The 24082-nt window shown below is 44.8% G+C and carries 22 protein-coding genes; 13 read left to right on the plus strand and 9 right to left on the minus strand.

Annotated elements, in window-relative coordinates; translation table 11 throughout:
- Window positions 1–294: 294 nt before the first annotated feature.
- Entirely contained in the window at window positions 295–720 is a 426-nt protein-coding gene (locus K0O23_RS04525) for an STAS/SEC14 domain-containing protein (protein WP_219876215.1), read from the plus strand.
- Window positions 721–836: 116 nt separating this feature from the next.
- Window positions 837–1130, plus strand: coding sequence for a (2Fe-2S) ferredoxin domain-containing protein (locus K0O23_RS04530; RefSeq protein WP_219876216.1), 294 nt, complete (start codon window positions 837–839; stop codon window positions 1128–1130).
- A 62-nt stretch (window positions 1131–1192) separates the two neighbouring features.
- Here K0O23_RS04530 and K0O23_RS04535 read toward each other — a convergent pair whose 3' ends face one another.
- Together K0O23_RS04535 and K0O23_RS04540 are read right to left on the minus strand one after the other, a co-directional pair.
- Window positions 1193–1729 (minus strand): ferritin, encoded by a 537-nt coding sequence (locus K0O23_RS04535; protein WP_219876217.1) that lies wholly within the window; start codon window positions 1727–1729, stop codon window positions 1193–1195.
- A 178-nt stretch (window positions 1730–1907) separates the two neighbouring features.
- Window positions 1908–2258 carry a hypothetical protein gene (locus K0O23_RS04540; RefSeq protein WP_219876218.1) on the minus strand — a complete coding sequence of 117 codons (351 nt, stop codon included), beginning with the start codon at window positions 2256–2258 and terminating at the stop codon, window positions 1908–1910.
- 92 nt (window positions 2259–2350) lie between these two features.
- Between K0O23_RS04540 and K0O23_RS04545 the strand changes: the two genes are divergently transcribed.
- Window positions 2351–2734: a cupin domain-containing protein gene (locus K0O23_RS04545; protein WP_246596936.1), complete on the plus strand. Its 384-nt coding sequence runs from the start codon at window positions 2351–2353 to the stop codon at window positions 2732–2734.
- Window positions 2735–2753: 19 nt separating this feature from the next.
- On the opposite strand, the gene K0O23_RS04550 is transcribed toward K0O23_RS04545, so the two are convergent.
- From K0O23_RS04550 to K0O23_RS04560, 3 genes are all read right to left on the minus strand, one after another.
- Window positions 2754–3788, minus strand: coding sequence for a hypothetical protein (locus tag K0O23_RS04550; RefSeq protein ID WP_394371679.1), 1035 nt, complete (start codon window positions 3786–3788; stop codon window positions 2754–2756).
- Between the two features lie 173 nt (window positions 3789–3961).
- The gene (locus tag K0O23_RS04555; protein WP_219876219.1) at window positions 3962–4714 is read right to left on the minus strand and encodes a LytR/AlgR family response regulator transcription factor; all 753 of its coding nucleotides are present in this window, start codon (window positions 4712–4714) and stop codon (window positions 3962–3964) included.
- A gap of 77 nt (window positions 4715–4791) precedes the next feature.
- Entirely contained in the window at window positions 4792–5895 is a 1104-nt protein-coding gene (locus tag K0O23_RS04560; RefSeq protein WP_219876220.1) for a sensor histidine kinase, read from the minus strand.
- Between the two features lie 399 nt (window positions 5896–6294).
- On the opposite strand from K0O23_RS04560, the gene K0O23_RS04565 reads away from it, so the two are divergent.
- The 6 genes from K0O23_RS04565 (at window position 6295) to K0O23_RS04590 (ending at window position 13225) form a co-directional block, all read left to right on the plus strand.
- Complete coding sequence (locus K0O23_RS04565) at window positions 6295–6843, plus strand: RNA polymerase sigma-70 factor (protein WP_219876221.1); 549 nt, start codon at window positions 6295–6297, stop codon at window positions 6841–6843.
- A gap of 119 nt (window positions 6844–6962) precedes the next feature.
- A complete protein-coding gene (locus tag K0O23_RS04570) occupies window positions 6963–7946 on the plus strand; it encodes a FecR family protein (protein ID WP_219876222.1) in 984 nt (327 codons plus the stop codon).
- 24 nt (window positions 7947–7970) lie between these two features.
- A complete protein-coding gene (locus K0O23_RS04575; protein ID WP_219876223.1) occupies window positions 7971–10649 on the plus strand; it encodes a TonB-dependent receptor in 2679 nt (892 codons plus the stop codon).
- Between the two features lie 11 nt (window positions 10650–10660).
- A complete protein-coding gene (locus K0O23_RS04580; protein WP_219876224.1) occupies window positions 10661–11518 on the plus strand; it encodes a DUF4249 domain-containing protein in 858 nt (285 codons plus the stop codon).
- A 483-nt stretch (window positions 11519–12001) separates the two neighbouring features.
- Window positions 12002–12781 carry a PKD domain-containing protein gene (locus K0O23_RS04585; protein WP_219876225.1) on the plus strand — a complete coding sequence of 260 codons (780 nt, stop codon included), beginning with the start codon at window positions 12002–12004 and terminating at the stop codon, window positions 12779–12781.
- A 3-nt stretch (window positions 12782–12784) separates the two neighbouring features.
- A complete protein-coding gene (locus K0O23_RS04590) occupies window positions 12785–13225 on the plus strand; it encodes an SRPBCC family protein (RefSeq protein WP_219876226.1) in 441 nt (146 codons plus the stop codon).
- 48 nt (window positions 13226–13273) lie between these two features.
- Here K0O23_RS04590 and K0O23_RS04595 read toward each other — a convergent pair whose 3' ends face one another.
- Window positions 13274–13615: an MGMT family protein gene (locus tag K0O23_RS04595; RefSeq protein WP_219876227.1), complete on the minus strand. Its 342-nt coding sequence runs from the start codon at window positions 13613–13615 to the stop codon at window positions 13274–13276.
- A gap of 227 nt (window positions 13616–13842) precedes the next feature.
- Between K0O23_RS04595 and K0O23_RS04600 the strand changes: the two genes are divergently transcribed.
- The 4 genes from K0O23_RS04600 to K0O23_RS04615 all read left to right on the plus strand — a co-directional run bounded on the left by K0O23_RS04600 (window position 13843) and on the right by K0O23_RS04615 (window position 20872).
- Window positions 13843–14919: an efflux RND transporter periplasmic adaptor subunit gene (locus tag K0O23_RS04600; protein WP_219876228.1), complete on the plus strand. Its 1077-nt coding sequence runs from the start codon at window positions 13843–13845 to the stop codon at window positions 14917–14919.
- A gap of 76 nt (window positions 14920–14995) precedes the next feature.
- Window positions 14996–18118 carry an efflux RND transporter permease subunit gene (locus K0O23_RS04605; protein ID WP_219876229.1) on the plus strand — a complete coding sequence of 1041 codons (3123 nt, stop codon included), beginning with the start codon at window positions 14996–14998 and terminating at the stop codon, window positions 18116–18118.
- Between the two features lie 48 nt (window positions 18119–18166).
- Complete coding sequence (locus tag K0O23_RS04610) at window positions 18167–19504, plus strand: TolC family protein (RefSeq protein WP_219876230.1); 1338 nt, start codon at window positions 18167–18169, stop codon at window positions 19502–19504.
- Window positions 19505–19606: 102 nt separating this feature from the next.
- Window positions 19607–20872, plus strand: coding sequence for an MgtC/SapB family protein (locus K0O23_RS04615; RefSeq protein ID WP_219876231.1), 1266 nt, complete (start codon window positions 19607–19609; stop codon window positions 20870–20872).
- 145 nt (window positions 20873–21017) lie between these two features.
- Here the strand turns inward: K0O23_RS04615 and K0O23_RS04620 are convergent, their stop codons facing one another.
- The 3 genes from K0O23_RS04620 to K0O23_RS04630 form a co-directional block, all read right to left on the minus strand.
- On the minus strand, window positions 21018–22166 hold the full coding sequence (locus tag K0O23_RS04620) for a hypothetical protein (protein ID WP_219876232.1): 1149 nt from the start codon (window positions 22164–22166) through the stop codon (window positions 21018–21020).
- Between the two features lie 765 nt (window positions 22167–22931).
- A complete protein-coding gene (locus K0O23_RS04625) occupies window positions 22932–23219 on the minus strand; it encodes a hypothetical protein (protein ID WP_219876233.1) in 288 nt (95 codons plus the stop codon).
- A gap of 126 nt (window positions 23220–23345) precedes the next feature.
- Window positions 23346–24068: a 7-carboxy-7-deazaguanine synthase QueE gene (locus tag K0O23_RS04630; RefSeq protein WP_219876234.1), complete on the minus strand. Its 723-nt coding sequence runs from the start codon at window positions 24066–24068 to the stop codon at window positions 23346–23348.
- Between the last annotated feature and the right edge of the window lie 14 nt (window positions 24069–24082).

Below are 24082 nucleotides of genomic sequence, written 5' to 3' on the forward strand. Positions count from 1 at the left end.
TGCCTGGCTATTCAACTTTAGAAGAACATTGGTCAGGCATGAGCACAAGGCTGAAAACTATCTCGCCTTTGTCCTGCTAGCCTGCATGAAAATCATGCTAAGGTATTTTTGAGATAGCTTCTAGTAAGTTGCCTATATTTTGTATCCCACAAGCCACTTCCAAAGCCGAGACAAGCCTCTCAATCAGACGGAGTTTATACTTTATCATAGCCCTATGCCTAATGCTCTTAAGGCTTTTTTATAACCTGCTAACTGTCCTGAAAAAAATGTATATTTGATTATCAAACACAGATAATGGAGTACACAGCAAAACACCAGGAATTAAAATCATCTACCGGTAAAGTATACCTTACCATTACCTATGATGAAAAAAACAGGTGCGTGCATAATAATTGGCTTGGATATTTAAGCCTCGAAAACGTTAGGCAAGGCGCAATGGCTGTGCTGCATTTTATAGATACATTTAAAGCACCGCATACTTTAAACGATAACCGAGAATTAGTTGGTCCCTGGGACCAGGCAGTAGACTGGATTGAGCAGGAATGGATGCCACGCGCTGTTGAGGCCGGATTAAAATGTTTTGCTCACGTAGTAGACCAGGACGCTTTTGCTGCTGCAGCTGCCACTGACATGCTTAACAGAGTTAACGGCCAGTTTCAAATGCGTATTTTTAAAGATATATACGATGCAAAACAATGGCTGGGCAGTTGTGAAAAGTAAACTTACCAGGTCTTTGTTTTAGGTTAAAGCGATAGCCTATACTTCTAATTAAAGTTATCAGGAAACATTTTTTCCTGTTTTAGGCTTTAGAGCTATGTAATACCGTACTAAACCTCATGAGCAAATCATTTAAAACTCCAGATAAAGTAATTTATGTGTGCACAGGCAGCAAGTGCAAAAAAAAGGGCGGCAAAGAAAACGGTAAAACGCTGCGTAACATGATAAAGGATGCAGGCCTGAAGGGAAGCGTTGAAATAGTCAAAACCGACTGCACTGATCGCTGCGACTTTGCCCCAGTTATGTGTTTTCAGCCTGAAAATATTTGGATGCACCACGTCACAGATCAGCAGGCAAAGCAGGCTTTTGAAGAGTATATCTTGAAAAAGACTCCTCCCGCCGAAAAATTCTAGCTATAAAAAAAGCCTTTGGTGCGAAACCAAAGGCTTTATACTTTTAAGCAATTATAACGTTGTTAACCTTCGTAGGTATCTTCGTACTTGATCTTCGGTACGCGCTTATCAATCTCATAATGCCCGGTTCCTTCTTCGCCTATTATCTCAAACAGTTCCAGGGCACGCCTTGCTACATACTCTTCCTCAATCTGCTCTTTCAGGAACCACTGCAGAAACGTGAATGTAACATAATCCTTTGCTTTCTGGCACTTATCAGCCATGCGGTTAAACGACTGCGTTACAGAAATTTCCTGCTGCAGGGCTTGCTCAAATACACTTCTGAAAGACTCGAACTCTACCTGCACACCAGTAATATCCGGCGAAACAGCGCGGCCTCCCATATCTGACACATACTTAAACAAACGCAGCATATGCTCACGCTCCTCATCCGACTGGTTCTTAAAATAGCCAGCACTGAAATCGAAGCCGTTGCGGTCGCACCAGCTACTCATAGCCAGGTACATTGCAGAAGCTTCTGCCTCCATTTTGATCTGGTCGTTCAGGGCTTTTTCTATATCCTCGGTAAGTGATGTTCTTAGTCTGAGTAAATCCTTCATTGGGTTAGGGTAGTTTTTAGATTAGATTTGGCAGGCTCTTGTAAAATGGGCCTCCTTATACATACCCAAAATACAGAGAATTGTTTTAAATCCGGCTACTGAGTCAAAATATGGAAGTAGTCTAAATAAAAAGGCACAGAGGTTGGGCTGTGCTGAAATAGGAAAGTAAAGTTTAATTTTAAGCCATCTGTGTATACAGGCATTCGTGCAACATACTGTTCAGGTCAAGTGCAAATTTAGCCTGCGCAAGCAATTCTTTAAAGGCATACAGCTGCGGCAGCGTAAGTACGTAGCATTTGTCGCAACCACAAACTGATATAATCTCAAAATCTGAAGCACGGGATGTACTTCCAGCCATTTCAACCAGATCTATACTTTCAACAGCAGTTTTCAAACGCAGAAAAGCATCTACTTTTAAAACTGTAAGCTCTCCGGCAAAATCAATTATAAGCCTGTTACGGCGGTCGCACTGGTAAACTGCCCCTGCTTCTGAAGTATAAATATCGGTTAATTGAATAGATGTATGCATCTTGTGTCTTAACTTAGCTGTAGCTGCTTGCTTTTAATATCACAAAGCTACATGCTATTTAGAATAAGTCCAAATAAATTTAACTGATATTAATGATCATCCCGATGGAAAGTATAGAAAAGGTAAGTCTGGCAGAGAAATTCAGCCTGATTCAGGATTACTGGAACCCGCGAATTGCAGGAGAATTAAACGGCCAGCAGGTAAAACTGGCCAAGTTTAAGGGTGCGTTTGAATGGCATCACCACGAGCACGAAGATGAATTTTTCCTGGTTATAAGCGGCCAGTTCGAGATGCATCTGCGCGATAAAGTGGTAGTGTTAAATCCTGGAGAGTGTATTGTGATACCGCGCGGCGTAGAACACAAACCTGTAGCCCCTGTTGAAGCCGATGTGCTGATGTTTGAACCTGCAAGCACCGTAAACACCGGCAATTTGCAAGACAACGAGCGCACCAGAACGGATTTGGAAAGGCTTTAATTGGTGGTTATTAATTGCCTCACACCATCTTCGGCACTTTTACGAGTATGGTTTTAAGGTTAAGGCGAACCAGGTCACCCATACATTTACACTTTAGAAACTCTTTGGAGTTATGATGTTCGGCCAGCTCTTGTTTTAGCTGTTCAATTTTTTCGGGAGTCGAAATGGTGTCCTGGCGCATACAGTCTATCAGGTCCTTTAAGCGGTACCGCGCTGATTTAAGTCTACGAAAAATAAGCGTGCGTTCTTCGTTTTGGTACTGCTTTACCACATCAGGTTTAAGCAACGTTAGCACCAACTCTACAATCACATTATTGTCTTTAAAAAACTGTGGCAGGTACATGGTTTTCTTGCCTTCGTAAGACTGCTGGTCGAAGTCGATGGGGCGCACCCGATACTGCTCGTCCTCAAAGTCTGGGGTTACATCTATTACATAGTTATAAGAGCGCATATCGCCTAGCAAACGGATAAAGCAGCGTTCGTTAAACTTTACAAACTCTTTGGCAATACGCACCTTGTTAGCGCTCTTCCGGTTCAGGTAATCTTTTATAAAAGCATCGCCTGGTATACCTGCAATGTGTTCTTCTATCAGAGAGTCGCCGTCAACTAAGTAGTTAATGCGGTTAGGCGACAAGATGTGCTCCAGCTCCAGACCATATACACGAGAGGCATCGGCCTTTTTAACATAAAAATAATCGTAGTTATCGTTCAGCTGGTTCATGATCTGCACCCTGAACGGGTTGGAGTTGCCAAAGGTGCAGTAATCTATCCTGGACACATACAAGTGCTCCATCACTGACATATCTCCGTCTGTTTTCAGCAACGCGTAGATCATGGTAAGCCCACGGTTAAGCTCCTGCTGGGCCTGCTGGTCAAACATCACCGACTCCCACAGCGTGTCGTGCCCCTGCTTATCGTAGTACGGAAATGCATCGGAGTAATGCAGCAGGTCTTCATACTTTACCGGCAGTTGTGTTTCGCGGTCGTAGTTATGCAGGTACTTGCGCAGCCCTTTCGAGATGGAGTAAAACAGTTTCTTTTTGGAGATGTACACTTTCAGGAATTATAAATGCTGGATTATTAACTATGAATGGTGGTATGGCAGAAAACTATACTTCTGAACGACTGCTATAGTTTTGCTTATACCTACCAATTTAGGTAATCAAAGTATAAATCTAAACTTCCCTTAACTCTTAATTTATAATTCAACATTCATAATTCAGCCAACTACGCTTCGAGCAGGTTGTTTTTGCCCAGTACCTGCAGCACTTCGTTTTTGTAAAAGCGGCCAATCGGGATCTCGGTTTTGCCAATATCTACGGCAGTAGCTGAGAAAGCCTGTATCTTATCCAGGGCTACGATAAAAGACCGGTGTACGCGCAGGAATTTATCTGTTGGCAGCTTTTCTTCCAGAAAGGAGATTTTTTGGTATGAGATAATTTCTTTACCCTCAGTTTTTACCCGGATGTAGTCTTTCAGACTCTCAATGTAAAGTATATCAGCAAGCATGACCTTCACCATTTTCTTGTCAGCTTTTAAGTAAATAAAAGCCTCTTTGTAGTCGGTTGTAGTGGTAGTGCCGGCCAATGAAGTGGCAGGAGTAGTCGTGCTGGCCGGTTTTGTAGCTTCAAAGGTGCTTACTTTAGAAACGGCCTTCAAAAACCGCTCAAATGAAATGGGTTTAAGCAGATAATCCACGACGTTTAACTCAAAGCCTTCCAGGGCGTAGTCGCGGTAGGCAGTGGTAAAAATAACTTTAGGAGGGTTAGATAAGGTTTTCAGAAAATCAATGCCAGTTAGCTTTGGCATCTGGATATCAAGAAAAAGCAGGTCTATATCGTGGGTTTGCAGGCAATTATAAGCCTCTACGGCGTTATTGCAACGGCATACCAACTCCAGGTTGTCCAGCCGTTCGATAAACGTTTCCAGCACATCCAGCGCCAGCGGCTCATCGTCTACTATCATGCATTTAATTTTCATAGTTTTTATTTTAAGGTTAACCAGGGCTAAGTTGTTACCAATGTTCCGAGATATAATTTTTATACGTAGGTTTATACTTAATCAAGTATGACCTCCAGCCTTGCAGAATAGCTGTCTGGCTCGTCTTCTATCTCCAGCTCAAATTTGCCATCGTAAAGGAGTTCCAGGCGGCGCTGCAGGTTCTTAAGACCTATACCGGAAGCCATGTCGCGGGTGCTGCTGCTTGCTTTTACACTGCACTTACAGTTTTCTACCAGCAACACCAGCTCATTGTCTGTTACCTTTACATCTATGCGCACCCAGGCGTTTTCGGTTTCGGTGGTAACACCGTGCTTAAAGGCATTCTCTACAAATGGCAGCAACAACATAGGCGCAATTTGCTTGCCTGCTATACTTCCCGACTCTGTAAACTGCACATCTACCCTTGTTCCGTAACGCATCTGCTCCAGGGCCAGGTAGTTTTTTATGTAAGCCAGTTCTTTCTCAAGCGGCACCTTGGCGGCGTTGGCATCGTAAAGCATGTAGTCCATCAGGCTGGATAGCTTAAGTACTACCTCCGGGGCATTATCAGACTTTTTTAGAGTAAGCGAGTACAAACTGTTAAGCGTGTTAAACAAAAAGTGCGGGTGGATCTGGGCTTTAAGCACTTTAAGCTCGGCCTCCAGTTTGTCCTGCGTAAGGTTCTGGGCGGCTTTCTGATGCCGGTACCAGTTCTTAAGCAGGGCAATTGCCGCTGTTATGGCAACTACATAGTTTATGTTTACTCCGTTTCTAATAAAGCGGTAAAGCGTAAGATTATCTTTGGTGCAGGTAGTAGGGCAAAAGAGCGGGTGGATCAGAAACGGTAGCAGCACAAACTGCATTATCGATGTAATGACTCCCATCATCAGCAAAAGGTATACAACAAACTCTAGGTAGCGCTTCTCCAGCAGGTAACGCGGCATCAGGTAGTACATATTAAAGTATACCAACAGCATTTTAAAAGGAAGCTCTACCAGCTCCACCATAAAAGCATTGTAGTAGTCGTCTATGTAGCTGCCATAAAGTAATCCAAAAAACAGCACATAGGCTGCCCAGAAAAGCACGTGCAGCAACAAGCGGTTCTGCGTAATATTACGCACCTCCGGCAAACTCCAGGTTCTCGGCTCTATGGCACTTGCTGTACCCAACTTTATCTCCATACTACAAAGTTATACTTTATACTGCTGTGTGCTAGTGTGCTATACTTTGTTTTAGACAGGTAACTGCAAAAATTAGCCAGGAAACAGCAATTGCAGGTCCAACAGCTTTTGAGGAATGGTCCTGATACCCGTGCCTGAGTTTAGCAGCAGCAAAAAATCTCACGCGTTACTTTACCAGTTGCAGTATCCTTTAGCTTGGCCATGCTTCACTTCAATAAAATGCCTTGTCTAACTGCCCAGACGCGGGTTCCTTAAGCTTCAGCACTCTTAATCATTAAATACTACAGGATCGGACTAAACTTTAATTCACCTTTACAAGAACAAAAAACACTCTGAACGGGGCTTCGACATTTAAAAATTCTATACTTTTATGCACCATACCACCCTTAACATGGCATTATGCCTGACGAGCAGAACAAACTTAAAGCATACGAAAGCCTCTTCCGGAGTAATTATCAAAAGCTGTGCAGCCGGGCCTGCCGCATCACAAATGACATGGCAGCTGCGGAAGACCTTGTACAGGAGGTATTTGTAAACTACTGGAACAATGCAGAGTATCAGGTAATAGATACGCCTGAAGCTTATCTTTACACTGCAGTAATCAATAAAGCACTAAACTATTCCACCAGCCAGAAACGCCGGTTAGAAATAAACGCACAGTACCTGGAGTTGCAGTCTAAAGCAGGCAACAGCATTGAGCAGGAAATACTTGATCAGGAGTTCCAGCAAAAGATACAACAATCAATAGAGGCTTTGCCCCCTGTGTGCCAGAAAGTATTTCTATTGAGCCGTTATGAAGAAATGACCCATAAAGAAATTGCGAACTTCCTTAACATCTCCCCTAACACCGTTGATAACCATATTAAAAAAGCGCTTGCCATACTGCGGAAAGTACTCCTGAGTATGTCTATGGCACTATCTGAAATTTATTTTCACTTTTTTTCCTGAGAGACTAGCGGTAAAGCAACTCTCACCTGTCATCTATATGAATAACACGAACTATAAGGTGCCCCTGGCGAAAGCCTCCAAGCTAGAAACAAACTTTAATACACCAAGCGCTACCAGATATGGAGGGTAAATATTGGGACATTGTAACTAAACAATTAGCCGGCAAGGCCAGTGCGTCAGAGCTACAGGAACTCCAGGATTGGTTAGCAGAGTCGCCGGAACATGAGGCTGAATACCAGGCGCAAAAACGCCTCTGGCAGTTAACACCTCCTTCAGACGTAGATGACACAGACGTAGAAGCAGCCTGGAAAAAAGTAAAAAGCCAGCTGGTAGATAAGCAACCTGCTAAAGTAATCCCGATGTACCACAATGTCTGGCGTGTGGCTGCTTCTGTTATTTTGTTGATTGGTATATTTTGGCTGGCCAAGTACTTTCTCTTCCCACACTTTGGTATGGAGGTAGTGGAATCAGGTAACAGGCGAATAGCAGTTGTATTACCAGATAATAGCCAGGTATGGCTAAACACAGGCAGTAAGCTCATTTATGATAAAGATTTTGATGGGAATGAACGGAAAGTGCAGTTAGAGGGTGAAGCATTCTTTGATGTAAAACGTGATGTGGAGCGGCCTTTTATTATTCATTCAAATGAAGCACGGACTAAGGTATTAGGCACCTCCTTTAACTTGCGGGCCTATCCGGATGAACCGCTGGTTGAATTAGCTGTGGCAACAGGAAAAGTTGCTTTTAGTTCGAGGAAGCAAAGAAACGAAGTTATTGTAACACCAGGCTTTGCGGCACAACTCAATACTCTGAGCAACGAGTTAAGAAAAGAAGCGATTGCGGGAGAAAATGTATGGGCCTGGAAAACAGAGAAACTACAATTCCAAAATGAAGAACTAAGAAATATACTGCCCATCCTGGAGCGATATTATGACACAGAAATAGAGTTAAAGAACGGTACGTTAGGCACCTGTCGCTTTACAGGTACTTTTCAGCAAGCTGAACTGGAGGAGGTTTTACAAGTGCTGGCAGCAACCATGCAGTTAAAATACATTGAGCAGGATAAGCAGGGTTATTCCCTGACCGGACAGGGCTGCAAATAACAAACTTAACAGATTTATTAGCCGATGAGTAAATTTTTACTATGCTTTAGCGTGGGGTGGCTTGCCTTTGCCCTTTCTGTACTGGCTCAGACTTCAGTGCTGGACCAACAGGTGACGGTACACCAGCGTAATGCCACCATTCAGGAGGTGCTCACAGAACTTTCAGAGAAGTATAAGATCAGCTTCTCGTACAGCAATAACCTGGTGCCTTTGCAGCGAAAAGTAAACCTGCAAACCGGGCAAAGACAGCTGCGCCATGTGCTGGATGAGTTGTTGCGCGGCACTAATATGAGCTATAGCCTAATTGGGAGCCAAATTGTCCTGCAACCTGCAAAACCACTGGCTGATAAAAAAGAGAAAGCGTGGTATACTATCAGCGGACATGTGATTGATGAGGCTTCTGGCGAGGCCCTGGCAGGTGCCACCATAACAGAAGGTGTAACAGGCACCTCCAGTAACGCCTATGGCTTTTACAGCTTACAAACGGCCGCAGGGCAGCCACAGCTCCAGATCCGCTATTTAGGATATGCACCGCTGCAGGTAAAACTTGCACCTCTAACCCAGGACACGGTCATTATATGGAAACTGCAGGCGCAAGCAAATAACCTTAGCGAGGTAGCAGTAACGGCTGAAAAAATAACTGACCTGCAGCAGGCAAACCGCCTTTCTATGCGCAGTCAAGAGATAAAGCAGTTGCCCCGCTTTATGGGAGAGTCCGATGCCGTAAAAGCACTCCAGCTAATGCCAGGAGTACAGGGCGGCAGAGAAGGTTCCTCTGACCTCATCGTGCGTGGCGGCAGTCCTGACCAGAACCTGATCCTGCTTGATGGAGTGCCTGTATACAATGTATCGCACTTATTAGGCACCTTTTCAGTATTTAACCCTGATGCCGTTAAGAATGTGGATATGATCAAAGGTGGGTTTCCTGCCCCTTATGGCGGCAGGTTATCTTCGGTGATAGATGTGCAGCTAAAAGAAGGAAATAATAAGCACTTTGCAGGCGAAGGGGCTATCGGGCTTATCTCTTCTAAACTACTTCTGGAAGGCCCGATTAAAAATGATAAAACCTCTTTTCTGATTGCAGGCCGCCGTACCTATCTCGACCTGCTGGCGATGGCTGCAGCAGCCATGAGCGGGGAGTCAATACCGCGTTATAATTTTGGTGACTTGAACGCCAAAATAAACCATACTTTTTCATCTAGAGACAGAGTATATCTCAGCCTGTATGGAGGGCAGGACAAGTTTGCCGACAACTACACTTTTGAACGCCTATTGGAGAGTGAGGTGCAAAATTTTAAGATGCACTGGGGTAATACAACTGGCGCTCTGCGCTGGAACCATGTATTTGGCCCAAGGTTGTTCAGCAATGTTACCCTTACACACAGCCGCTACAGTTTCAACCAGTTCAGTGAAGTGAAGCGAAATCAGCCTGATAATATTACATCACGGGTAGTAGACTACTCCTCCAGTATAAAAGACTGGGGAGCCAAGGCAGATTTTGATTTTGCAGCCTCAAATCAACATAAAATGCGGTTTGGAGCCAGCTATACCTACCATAACTTCAGACCGGAATCTGTTCTACTGCAGACTGATACCTTAACGCTCACATCAGATTCCTTTTCAAAAATAATGGCTCATGAGTTTTATACTTATGCAGACGACCAGATTCAGTTAAGCGAGCGTCTACAGGCAATCCTGGGGCTACATTTCTCAGGTTTCACTGTAAATGGCCGGACTTTTACGTCACTGCAGCCGCGCCTCGGCCTGGGTTATACATTTCCAAAAGGATTTAGCATCAGGGGCTCCTATGCTACCATGGCGCAGTACATGCACCTGCTAAGCAATACATCTACAGGCACTCCTACCGATGTATGGGCACCTGCCACCGATAAGGTTAAGCCGCAGCGTTCATGGCAGGTCACCTTAGGGGCAGCTGCACTACTAAAGCAGGACCAACTGGAGCTTACCTCGGACCTCTATTATAAAGAGATGAAGGATGTAGCTGAATTCAAAGATGGTGCAGATTTTATAACGGACTTTATGCGAAGTGGGCCTAAAACCAATTTCGCTAATTTTGTTGCCCCACCATACGAAACCCGAGTAGTTAGCGGCAGAGGATGGACCTATGGTTCTGAATGGATGTTGCGTAAACGGCAAGGTAAAACGACAGGCTGGGTCAGCTATACCCTAGCCTGGTCGTGGCGCCAGCTCGACAGCATCAACTTTAATCAGAAATATCCCTACACCTACGATAGCCGGCATAGTGGTTCTGTGATTATCAACCACCAGTTTAATGAGAAGTGGAGCGTCGGGGGAAGCTGGATTTACCGGACAGGTTATGTTACGACCCTCCCTCTGACCCGCTATAAAGCTTACAATGAATTTGAAGACCAGCCTGGCTCAAGTTCACCTTACATCGCTAACGTGGACCATGTGGGAGAGCGGAACAACTACCGCATGCCCTCTTATCACCGTCTGGACCTAAACCTAACCCACACAAAAAAGAAAAAATGGGGAGAGCGTTACTGGAATTTATCAGTGTACAATGCCTACAACCGGCAAAACCCTTACTTCCTGCAGCTAAGTGAAAACAGCAGGGAGAGTACTGGCAATGATGGTAGCAGCTCTTCACGCAAACGCTACCTGTATCAGACTTCCCTGTTCCCAATTCTGCCTTCCTTTAGTTATGGCTTCAAATTCTAGTTATTACAACCATGAGAAAGAGCACATTTAACCTATGCCTTTTGTTTAGTTCTGCACTTTTGCTGTGGAACTGTACCAATGTGATAGAACTTGAACTACCTGAGCATAAGCAACGCCTTGTAATAAACGGCATCTTTAACCCGGATAGCACCTGGAGCATTGATATTAGCGGCAGTCAGAATGCTCTTTCCAGTGAGCCCTATGAGCAGGTACAGCATGCAACAGTTGGAGTGTACCAAGGCGATAGACTTTTGTACAACCTGACTCATACAGGAAATGGAAAGTATAACGCCGAAGAAAGCACGCCAAAAGAATTAGAGCACTACACACTCAAAGCTTCTGCGCCAGGTTACCCTGAAGTTCAAGCCACAGGGTTTGCTCCAGGCAAGCCTGCTGTTAGCAACCTTAGAGGTAAAATAATTAATACTTCTGATGGTTCACGTGAAGTAGAGTTAACATTTGTGTTGAATGACGTGCCGGACTTACAGAACTATTATTTTATTAGCGCCTTTCACAATGATACCAGTTATTATAATAACCAGGCCTTTAAACATTACACTAGTATAAACTTTGAGGCGCCTATAGAGCATGAATTCAGCTTAGGCTGGCTCTATTTTTTCAGCGATAAATTGATAGATGGCAAGTCTGTTACACTAAAAGTACGATATGGATACCCTGGGAAAGGCAAACTTCTATACTTCAACATAGCGCAGGCTAGTCCTGATTATTACCACTATGTAAGAACGCTTACTAAGCAGGCTACTGTTGATAGTTTTTCACACTCACCTACCACAGTACATAACCACATACAGAATGGCTATGGCATTTTTGCTGGTCACCATATTCGTACCTATCGCATACAACATTAAGCAGTAAGTACAGCAACCCCGGATTTTGAATTCTCAAGCTCCAGCAACTCCTTCGCCGGATCCCAGAACAGTTTTTGAACTCCACCACCTGGTTATTCTCTACCCCTAACAAATAAAATATTGTCTAAAACAGCCCAATTTAAATATTAGAAATATTTTGAATAATAGGTGCCACGGCTAAAATTAACTGGGTGAAATTACAAGCTAAAATAGGTCTATTTGTATGCTATAGAATTTACTTTCCGTGAGCTGTGCTATTGAATAAGATGTATTACCCAACTTGAGTTAATAAAGTAAAGTCAATTGTAAATTCACCTCCTGTTTTAATATCTCTGCTAAATATCCTGATACAAGGAAAGATTACCTGCAGCAAGGCCGTACATACTTAAAGGAACTTACAAGTGAGTTACACATCAAAACAAAGATCTGTACCTAGTTTAACTGTACATTACATGCACCTATTTAGATTTAATTACAAGGTTTATGAAAAAGAGATTTCATTCCTTGACAATGACAGTGTTCATTTTCTTGTTGATACTTGCAGCCTGCTCAAAAGATGACGCTGTCAGCCCTCTTCAACCTGGTCAGACAATTGTTCCACCGCCCTTTGCACCTAATCCGCCGCCTCCTTCCATTCCTCCACCTCCACCACCTGTTAGTAATGTAGCACCAGTCGCCCAAGCTGGCAACGATACAACCATTCATGTTCCTTTTAGCACTTATACCCTAAATGGTAAAGCAAGTACAGGTAGCATTGTTTCTTATACATGGAAATTGATAAAAAGCCCTTCTCAGCAGGAAACAATAAATTATGGCACCTCTGATAAGCCTAAAACATTTGTAGACAGGCTTGTGAAAGTTGGTGTTTATGAATTCGAACTAACTGTGACCAATGCCTATAATGTATCATCGGCAGATACGGTAAAGGTTACTATTGCTGAGCCTACCTGTACCACTGCGAATAAAGAAGTAATCATTAAAGACTTAAAATGGACCCACCCCTGGTACACTCAGATCAGCATATCTAATGTTTTTTCTTACCTGCCAGCAAACAGTTACATCAAGAACTTTTATATAAAAAGAGACAAGTCAGACCAATGGGAGTTAGTACTTCCTTGGGACTACAATTCATCTATCTACAACGGACAACATACATGGGATTATGTTGAATATTTTGAATATGGCACTTGGGTATTAGCTATCTACCCTGGCAGTAACACTACAGACGACACTCCTGATGTAAAAATAGAATATTGTAATTAACCGTTGGCCGTTAATATACTTACCGAAACTATTATCCAACGTCCTGCCGATGAGGTGGCAGCTTATGCAGCCAACCCGGATAACGCACCAGAGTGGTATGTGAACATCAAGGCTGTGAAATGGAAAACACCAAAGCCCTTGCAGGTTGGTTCACAAATAGCTTTTATTGCCAAATTTCTGGGCCGGGAGCTTGCTTATACTTATGAGATAGTAGAGTATGTGCCCGGTCAAAAACTGATGATGCGAACTGTGCAGGGTCCCTTTCCTATGGAAACCACTTATACCTGGGAGGACCTTGGAAATGGGCAGACCCGAATGACGTTAAGAAATGCAGGAGAGCCTTCAGGTTTCTCAAAACTGTTCTCTCCTTTTATGGCTTCAGCGATGCGGCGGGCCAACGAAAAAGACCTGAAGAAGCTGAAGGAATTGCTGGAAAGCAGGTAAGTATACTTTGCTTCGGTTTACTATACTTTAACTCCAAAACTCTCTAACTTAAATCAGCTCCTTGGCCGGGTCCCAGAACAGTTTATAAAAATCTACCACCTGATTGTTCTCTACCTTTACTCCCTCCTGCTCCAGCCTTTCCTGCATGGCATTAGGCTCATCAAAATGCTGGCTACCTGTTAGCATCCCGATACGGTTTACTACACGGTGTGCCGGTATTTTGGTAAAAGGATGCGAGGCAATCAATGCCCAGCCAACCATGCGCGCAGAGCCTTTAGACCCCAGGTAACTGGCAATGGCACCGTAAGACGTCACCCTGCCTTTAGGTATCAGCTTGACTACTTCATACACATCTTCGAAAAAATTTCGCTTCGTACTGTTTTCGCTCATAACGGGACTAATTTCGCTGTACTACTGTTAAAACACAGAAACTAACTGTTTGTCGTGCTAAAATACCTGTTTGCAGAGGATGTAGTGTACATGTTTTTCTTATACCTACCAAGTTAGTAATTTTAAACGTTTTACTATTTAGACTGTCTAAGTACGAACCATACGCTACTAGCCTTGTTAAGGCTTTAGCATTTAGAACTATACATAAAAACCCGGAAAAAACTCAGATGAGTAAACCTGTCAAATCCATACTAATTCTGGTAGCAGTTGTGGCTGTAGGCTACCTCCTTTATTCAAAAATATTTACTGGCGAAGAACAAGTGGCACAAGGCGTCGCAGGCCCAATGGCCCAGAAAGTGGCCGTAGATGTGTACGTGGTATCGCCAACAGCTTATCAGAACAAAATCGTATCGACAGGTACAGTATTACCAAACGAGGATGTGGAGTTACGCAGCGAGATAGCTGGCCGGGTAACCAATATTAACTTTGAGGAAGGCAGCCGTGTGCGCAAAGGGCAGTTGTTATTAACTGTAAATGCCGCTGAGATGCAGGCTCAGCTGCAGAAGCTGCAGTCTAACCAGAAGCTTTACCGCGATATGGAACAACGCCAGCGCACCCTGCTGGAGAAAGACTACATCAGCAGACAGGAGTATGACCAGGTAAGCAACCAACTGGCTACTGCCACAGCAGACATACAGGCACTAAGAGCCACCCTCGATAAAGCGTATGTTCGTGCGCCGTTTAACGGTGTGGTTGGCCTGCGCCAGGTAAGTGAAGGCAGCTATGTTACTGCCACTACTCCTATTGCACGCATTGTTGATGTTAGCCCTGTTAAGATAGAGTTCGCTATTCCGGGCCGTTACAGCCAGATGATAAAGGAAGGCGATAAAATAACATTTACAGCTGAGGGCAGCCCTGAGAATTATGAAGCCAAGATCTATGCGATTCAGCCTAACATTGACCCTACTACGCGAACCCTGCAGGTACGTGCCCTTTATGCAAACGCGAACGAGGAAGTAAGGCCGGGTGCTTTTGTGAGAATAAACATTGGCCTTAAAGAAGTAGAGGAAGCTATACTTGTACCAACAGAGTCCATCATACCTGAGGCAGCTGGGCACAAGCTGTTCCTGGTAAAAGGTGGCAAAGCAGTACCGCAAATGGTTAAAATCGGGCAACGTTCCGAAACCCTTATCCAGATTCTGGAGGGTGTGCAACCCGGCGATACCATTATTCAGTCTGGCGTGCTGCAGGCGCGTCCAGGTTCTGACCTGACCATCCGACGTGTAAAATCGTCAGGAGAATAGTTATTGGATGTAACGATGCCAGAGGCTCTTTTGGCTTATTAACCCATCCGCAGTTTATTTTTGATCTAGAAAAAGTATGGCAAGCTTATCATCCATAAGTATAAAACGACCGGTGCTGGCAATTGTGATGAGTATCACGATTGTCGTGTTCGGTATCATTGGCATCTCCATGCTGGGTGTGCGCGAATACCCAAGCGTAGACCCGCCTATCGTAAACGTATCCACGAGCTATACAGGTGCTAACTCCGAAACTATTGAGTCGGAGATCACAGAGCCGCTCGAGGAATCTATCAACGGTATTGCGGGTATCCGTACGCTTACCTCCTCCAGCCGCGAGGGAAGTAGCAACATTACCGTAGAGTTTAACCTGGGCGTAGACATGGAGGCGGCAGCAAACGATGTACGTGACCGTGTGGCCCGTGCCCAGCGCAGGCTCCCTGACAACGCAGACCCTCCTACTGTTTCCAAAGCCGACGCAGACTCGAACCCGATCATATTTGTGGGTATTAAGAGTGCCACCCGTAATTTGCTGGATATTTCTGCTATTGCCCAGAACGTATTTAAAGAGCGTTTACAAACCATACCGGGCGTGAGTTCTGTGGATATATGGGGCGAGAAACGCTACGCCATGCGCCTGTGGCTTGACCCTGATAAACTGGCTGCCCTGCAGGTTACCCCTATCGAGGTGCAGAATGCATTGGTCCGCCAAAACCTGGAGCTGCCATCCGGTAGAATTGAAGGTGCCACTACAGAGCTTTCGGTTCGTACCATGGGCCGTATCTCTACTCCTGAAGAATTTAACCAGCTAATTGTTCGCGAAGATGCAGACCGCCTTATCCGCTTCAGCGATATCGGCCATGCTGAGCTTGCCCCAGAAAACGAGAAATCCATACTTCGCCGCGATGGTATACCAATGGTGGGTGTGGTGCTTATACCGCAGCCGGGCTCTAACCAGGTAGAGATAGCAGATGAGTTTTATGTACGCCTGGAGCAGATCAAGAAAGACTTACCCGAAGACATTGAAGTAGTTATCGGTTTCGACAATACCAAGTATATCAAGGCCTCTATTTCCGAGGTAAAAGAAACCATCTTCGTAGCCTTCGGACTGGTGGTAATCATCATCTTCCTGTTCCTGAGAGACTGGCGTTCTACCGTTATACCTGTAGTTGCTATTCCGGTATCGTTGATTGGTGCGTTCTTTATCATGTACCTGATGGATTTTTCCATTAACGTACTAACATTGCTGGGTATCGTACTGGCTATTGGTCTGGTAGTGGATGATGCCATTGTAATGCTGGAAAACATCTACTCCAGGATAGAGAATGGGCAGGAACCGATGAAGGCTGCCAAAAAAGGCTCAGAGGAAATATACTTTGCCATTATCTCTACTACAGTGGCTTTGGCTGCTGTATTTATGCCCGTTATTTTCCTGGAAGGTATAACCGGCCGACTGTTCCGTGAGTTTGGTTTGGTAGTGGCAGGCTCTGTTATCATATCATCCTTTGTCTCGCTTACGCTAACTCCGATGATGTGCTCGCGCATGCTAAAGCACCGCGAAAGGCCAAACTGGTTCTACCGGAAAACAGAGCCATTCTTCACCGGTTTAACAGATGGCTATAGAAGCAGCCTTGAAAGCTTTATGCGTGTTCGCTGGGTTGCCTTTATCATCGTTGTTGTATCGGCTGGCGCTATTTTCATGTTCATGAAAACACTGCCATCCGAACTTTCGCCGGATGAAGACAGAAGCGGGCTGCGTGTAAGTGTTACTGGTCCTGAGGGTGCGTCGTATGAGTTTATGGATGAATACATGAGTGAGTTAACTCAACTTGTGAACGATTCCATTAAAGGCATTGACAATATGGTAGCCATGACCTCTCCGGGCTTTGGTGGTGGTGGTTCTAACTCCGGCTTCTTACGTGTAAGATTAGTTGACCCGGAAAAACGCAGCCAGACACAGCAAGAGATCGTGGACGAGATCGGAAGGTTATCTAACCAGCTAACCGGTGCCCGTGCTTTTGGCTCAGGAGACAAAGGCCTTGGCGGCGGACGCGGATCGGGACAACCGGTACAGTTCGTGGTACAGTCGCCGGATGGCTCTAAACTGCGTGACATTATTCCGCAGATAATGGATGAAGCACGACAGGACCCAACTTTTGGCTTTGTAGATGTTAACCTGAAGTTTAATAAACCTGAACTGCGCGTTGACATCAACCGTGAAAAGGCACAGGCCATGGGTGTGAGCGTACGCGATGTGGCGCAAACACTACAGGCAGGGCTTAGCGGTCAACGTTTTGGTTACTTTATAAAAGACGGAAAGCAGTACCAGGTATTAGGCCAGGTAGCCCGCGAAAACCGTTCTGCACCGATTGACCTGCGCAGCCTTTATGTAAAAAACAACCAGGGCAAGTTAATACAATTGGATAACCTGATAGAGCTGAGCGAAGAAAGTGCCTCACCGCAACTTTACCGTTTTAACCGTTTCGCTTCTGCTACCTTCAGTGCCTCGCTTGCAAAAGGAAAAACCATCAGCGATGGTATCACTGCAATGGAGACCATCGCCGATAAAGTACTCGACGAAACTTACCAGACATCCCTGGCAGGCCAGTCACGTGACTTCTCAGAAAGCTCCAGCAGTTTGCTATTTGCGTTTATACTTGCCCTTGGCCTGATCTACCTGGCGCTCTCGGCGCAGTTCGAGAGTTTCAGAGATCCGGTTATTATCATGTTTACAGTACCGCTTGCCCTGGCAGGAGCCTTACTAAGCATCTGGTATTTTGGCGAAACGCTTAACATCTTCAGCCAGATCGGTATGATCATGCTGGTGGGCCTTGTGACCAAGAATGGTATCCTGCTTGTGGAGTTTGCCAACCAGCGCAAAGAAGCAGGCCTTAGCAAGCTGGAGGCAGCCACTGATGCAGCCGTACAGCGTTTCCGCCCTATCCTGATGACATCCATGTCAACTATACTTGGTACCTTGCCTATTGCTTTGGCTTTAGGTGCTGGTGCAGAAAGCCGGGTGTCGATGGGTATTGCCGTAGTAGGAGGCCTTATTTTTTCAACTGGTTTAACGCTTTATGTAATTCCGGCTGTTTATTCATACTTCTCATCTGCAGAGGCCAACGTAGCACGCATGCAGGACAATGACGAAGAGGAAGCACCAAAAGTAAAGCAGCAGCCAGAGCCTGCCTTTAGCAAATAAAGTATAAAGAAACTTTCCGTTTAAGAACCAATTTTGGACAAACGATTAATGTCTCCATTAAAAGTTGCAGCGCTACTGCTAACCATGGCAGCGCTGCTTTTGCCTGTAACCTCGTATAGCCAGGAGCAACTGTCGCTTCAGGAAGCTATCCGTATCGGACTGGAAAAGAACTATGATATCAGAATTGCCGACAGGCAGGACGATATTGCAGCCAATAACGTAACCCTCGGGAATGCCGGTTTTCTGCCGGCAGTTGATGGCCGGGCAACCCGTTTGTTCAGCGAGAATAACTCCCGGCAGGAATTCCAGGCCAGACCGCCGGTTGTGCGTTCCGGGGCCAGCTTTAACAACATAAACACCAGCGTAAACCTTAACTGGACCATTTTCGATGGCATGGGCATGTTCATTGAGTTAGACAGGCTGAGGGCACTGGAAAAATCAGGGAAGTTATTTACGAGACAAACTGTAGAAAACACTGTAGCTGATATCTCTGATGCATACTTTGAAGTGGTACGCCAGAGCCGCAGAATTCAGGCCTTGCAGGATGCCATAGCCATTTCGCAGCAACGCATAGACCTGGCACAGGCGCAATATGAGGTAGGCGTTAGCGCAAAGGTAGAGATACTTCGGGCACAGGTAGATTACAATGCAGACCGTTCGGACCTGCTCAGGCAGGAAGAGGCACTGCAAAATGCCAAAATAGACTTGAACCAGTTGCTGGGCCGTGCACCGAACATAGCTTTTGTTCCGACAGACTCCATACAGGTAGACCACACGCTTAACTATAGCCAGGTTGATAATGGTTTACTCGCTGCCAATCCGTTGTTACAGCGCCTGCAGCTGAACCGCGATATTGCCAGCCTGGATGTTAAAGCTGTAAGAGCGAGTCGGTTCCCTGTTGTAGGGGTTACAAGCGCGTATAACTTCTCACGTTCTGAGGCCGAGCCGCTAAATGAATTCCAGGCGCAGTTTAACAGAAACTATGGCTACAACTATGGCTTAACCCTAAGCCTCCCTATTTTTAATGGCTTTAATATTAATCGTCAGGCACAGAATGCCCGAATTTCATTAGAAACAAGCAACCTGGAATTGCAAAGAGAACAGAACCGCCTGCAGTCTGAAGTAGCCAGAGCCTATAGCCAGTACGCCAACCGGTTAAGACTACTCGAACTGGAAGAGTCTAACGTGAAACTGGCCCAGGAGAATGCGAACATTGCCTTAGAACGTTATAGGTTGGGTTTGCTTACGGCTATTGAGTTGCGCGAGGCGCAACGAAACCAGCTTATAGCAGAAAATCGCCTGATAGACATAAAGTATGAAGCTAAAACCGCTGAGACAGAGTTGAAACGCCTGAGCAGCACGTTGCTTCAGGAAAGCCAGCTGTAATTGCATCACATTTAGCCCTATATCTAATATAAGTATAAAAGTATAGCCATGGCTATACTTTTATCGTTTATGGCAGTAAATTAAGCGCATAAACATTACATTATGGAGACAGAGCTCTTCCAGAAATTAGCTATTTCTCTTGGCTTGGGTTTACTCGTGGGACTACAGCGGCAGCACGAAAAGTCTGAACTAGCCGGCATTCGCACATTTCCGCTTATCACACTTTTTGGTTCCGTTGCAGCTTTGCTTTCGCAGGAATTTGGCGGATGGGTTATTGCGGCCGGCTTACTTAGCCTGACCTTGCTTGTCGCCATTGCAAACATTCTAAAGAGAAAAAACCCCCATTTTGATCCGGGCTTAACTACTGAGGCAGCCGCCCTCCTGATGTATGTGGTAGGCGCTTACATTATGCTGGGCAGTGGTGCTGTTGCCATTGCCATAGGAGCCACCACCGCCGTTCTCCTGCACCTGAAAGAAACATTGCACCGCATTGTAGAACGCATCGGCGAAAAAGACTTGAAAGCGATCATGCAATTTGTGGTTATACTTTTGGTTATACTACCGGTATTGCCCGACGAAACTTACGGTCCTTATGAAGTTTTGAATCCGCATAATATCTGGCTGATGGTCGTGCTGATTGTAGGGATAAGCCTGCTGGGATACTTTGCCTATAAGATATTCGGAGGCAGGGCGGGCATTATTCTCGGGGGCATTCTTGGCGGGCTGATATCGAGCACAGCAACCACAGTTAGTTATGCGCGCCGCAGCAAAGGTGCCGACACCAGCGTTAGCCTGGCGGCCATTGTTATTTTTATTGCCAGTATTGTTTCTGTGGTCCGTATTATTACTGAGGTAGCCGTTGTGGCTCCAGCGGCTTTAACTGTTGTTTTACCGCCGCTTGCTGCCCTGTTAATACTGATGCTACTGATAGGCGGCATTACGTATATGTTCAGCAACAAAGAACATGATATTATGCCCGCGCAGGGCAATCCTGCCCAGTTTAAAACTGCGCTTGTTTTTGGACTTATCTATGCCATTGTTATACTTGCCACTGCTTTTGCTAAAGACCAACTAGGCAATAAAGGGCTATTTATTGTAGCCATTATCTCCGGCCTTACCGATGTAGATGCCATAACATTATCCACTGCACGCCTCATGAACATCGGAAACCTGGAGGAGCAAAGCGGATGGAAGGTTATACTGGTAGCAGCTTTATCGAACTTAGTATTTAAAGGCGCACTGGTTGGCTTTTTGGGGAACAAAAAGGTATTTGTAAGGGTAGCGCTTTTGTTTGGAATCGTGCTGGCTGGGGGGCTTATAGTGCTTTGGATGTGGCCTGCTGGGTTTAGCATATCATCTTTTAAGTAGGTTAGGTAGCAAACAGATAAACCAATTGTTTTATAGCCTGAAGAGTATACGCTTCGTAATACTAAACTCTTCTCCTTCTACCCGCACCAAATAAAGCCCTGCACTCATTTCTTTTAATTGTAGATCCACAAGATTTTCGCCTACTTCAACCCCTTTTTCTACGTAGATTTTCCTGCCCCTGCACATCGAGAACCTGAACTGATATGGTCCCCCATGCCATAGTGTTTACTTTAACAGTTAGATTTCCTCTGGAGGAGTTCAGGTAAATAACAACTTTATCAGTTGGGTTAACCACTCCATTAGCTGCAACTATTTTGCTGTATATAAAAGATCCGTCCAAATCAACTTGCTTTAGTCTATAGTAATAAATACCGCTGCTCAAGATAACGTCTTTGTGCATATACTTCTGCAGGTTGTTACTATTGCCTTTCCCATCTACTTTTCCAATTGCTGCGTAACTTTGTCCGTCGGTACTTCTTTCTATTATAAAATAGGCATTGTTTACTTCTGAGGCTGTCTCCCAGGTTAATAATACATTACCGTTATTCAGACTATTGGCACTGAAACGAAGCAACTCTACGGGCAGCGGCTCTACATCAGATTCAGATACTACTGGGACATAATAAGATGCGTTCTCAGAATTGGTACTACTTGTGGTACTGCGAGCTGTATAAGTAAATGTTGATGTTCCTTTAAACTCTGTAACTGGAGCAAACCATAGATTTTCGGCTTCTGCCACTGTCAGTTCCTGGTAACCTCCAGGTAGTTCTGTGATTGCTGTTTGTAAACCGGTTGCTGAGCTTATAGTATAAAGCACACCTTCTGCAGAGGGCGGAATGCTGGTAAGCCTATAACTTCCAATCGCTGTGCCTGTTGCCTTTAAGCTGTTGATTTGTACCTCGCCACCTGAGTTCAGCATCCATTGCGACATAACAGTAGCAGGAGTAGGAGTAGAAGGAGCATATAAGCTACCTACAGGTATAGAATAGGTGGAAGGATTAGAGACAGCCCCATCACTGTCTGTAGCTCTAAAGGTAAAAGTATAAATACCTGACTTTAGGACTCGTAATAACAGCAAATCTATAGAGGTTGGCGGCTCATAATACAGATTGGAGGCTTCATCAGCAGTAAGCGTACCACCAGCGGCAAGAGCACTTCCCCCACTGCTCCCAATGTATAACTTCCCTTCGCCTGGCACGCTAGTCAGAGAGAATAAAGGAATTGGCCCCTCAGCATCATAAGCGATTGGCGCAATTATAGCTTGTCGCCCTATAGTCGTTATGGTGTTTGCCACAACATTGCTTGCAACAGGAGTATGGTTATTTAGTTGTGGATAAGCTGGAAGGCAGGATAAGGCTGTAACGAAAAAAGGTACAACAAAATAGGTAATACTCTTTTTGAATGAAATAGAAAAGTATTGTAAAGTAAATGCTCCCCTCAAGAACTGAGGAACATTTTTGTAAATTTGCTTCATTTGTAGTATAGGTAATAGTGTCTCAAATACTTATACAGCAAAGCGATACCGCCTTGCTGTACGCACCTTCGCATAGCATACAGGAAAACTGCTTTAACACAGTCAATCAAAAACAGAAAAATTAACAGCTACTTCAGAACAGATGCAGCATATTTATTAGTAATAGAAGTACTTATTTCACTCTGATTTAAAATATTCCTTTTTACTATAGTTTCAGTTCAAAAATATAGTTAGCATTTTTCAGATGCACAAATATTAGTACTATTAATCCTATTAAAATTTAAAAACCTAAATAAGATCTGCAGTTAAAGGGTTCAGCCACAATTTCATAGTTCAGGCAATAAGAGGATTATAAAATGAAGAGAAGATTTTATCTTTTTTGACTCTTGAATTTACCGATTATTAATTATTTCGAAGAAAATTTAACCTTTCACTGTTTTAGTACAGGTATAGCAACGACATAATTATGCCATGAAAATAAAATGATCAGAAGAGACTCTGGTTTTAACCTCCAAGTTATGGTTACTTGAATTTTTGAAGCTTGTTATTTAACGGCTGGATGCTGCATGAAACCCATGGAGATTTTTACTTACGACTAATTCGGATAAAGCCATTATCGTATACTTTCTTCCCAGTCTCTTTGTCCACATTGTACCAGATATCAGCCACAAAATCCGGTGTGATATAGGTTGTGGCAAACTGCTGGGTTCCGTCAATGGTTTTGTAGTCTGTTACCATTTCGCAGCCATCCTCCAATGCTTTGTAATAGGCCTCGTCGTCGTCAAACTCATCCAAGTACTGGTTGTAAACCTGGTGGTATTTAGCAGTTACGGCTTCATAAATACGCTGCAACTGCGACGTTTCGAACTCCATAAAGCCCTCCTCGTCTTTCGTCCACCAGCCTGTAGTTCCATTGCCTATACTTTTATACTTACCTGATGTGCTATACTTTGACGATTGCCATGGTATACTTGCAGCCTTCCCTTAAGTTGAGCCTGGTTATTCTACGTTCAGTATTTTATGGGTTTGCACTGAAACGCGCCATTCCGGGTTATCCAGGGCGTAGTTGATTGCCATTTGCGTTGCTTCCTGCAGCCTTGTTCCATCCTCAGGCTGAAGCCACAGCAAGGGCAGTGGATTGTTTTGTACTTCGTTGTATCGCTGCCGCTGTGCGAAAGCCTGGTAGTTTTTGGGATGGTAATCAGGCAGCACAAGTTTTAGCTCGTCAAAATACTCCAGTGTAAGCTCTTCTTGTGGCAGTTTAGGGCTGCACACGATCCAGTCCGGAGCTAGTAATTTGCCATGCGTTTCGCTCCAGCAGGCTTCCTGCAAAGGCACGGTGCCGTTTGTTTCGATAGCGATAAAGAAGCCTGCCTGGTGCAGTGCCTCTACTAAAGCGGCATCCAGGTGCAGTAATGGTTCGCCGCCGGTTACAACGCAGAAGTTAATATCGCCGCCTTTGCTGCGCATTTCCTTAGCAAGTTCTGAGGCTGTGTAGGCTTTGCTTCCTTCTTTGGTAAAATCGGTGTCGCACCACATCGGGCAGCTTGCTCCTGTGCGTGCAGCATCCCGCTCTCGGGTATCTGCGTAGCCAGACCACAAATTGCAGCCCACCATACGCACAAACACAGCCGGACGTCCCGCAAACAAGCCCTCGCCCTGCAGCGTTTTCCAAACCGACTTTACTCTATACTTTGTCTCTTTTACGATCTTAACATCCATGGTGCCAACTCTCT

Origin of the sequence: Pontibacter aydingkolensis, from assembly GCF_019443125.1 — a bacterium.
GTDB classification, from domain to species: Bacteria; Bacteroidota; Bacteroidia; order Cytophagales; family Hymenobacteraceae; genus Pontibacter; species Pontibacter aydingkolensis.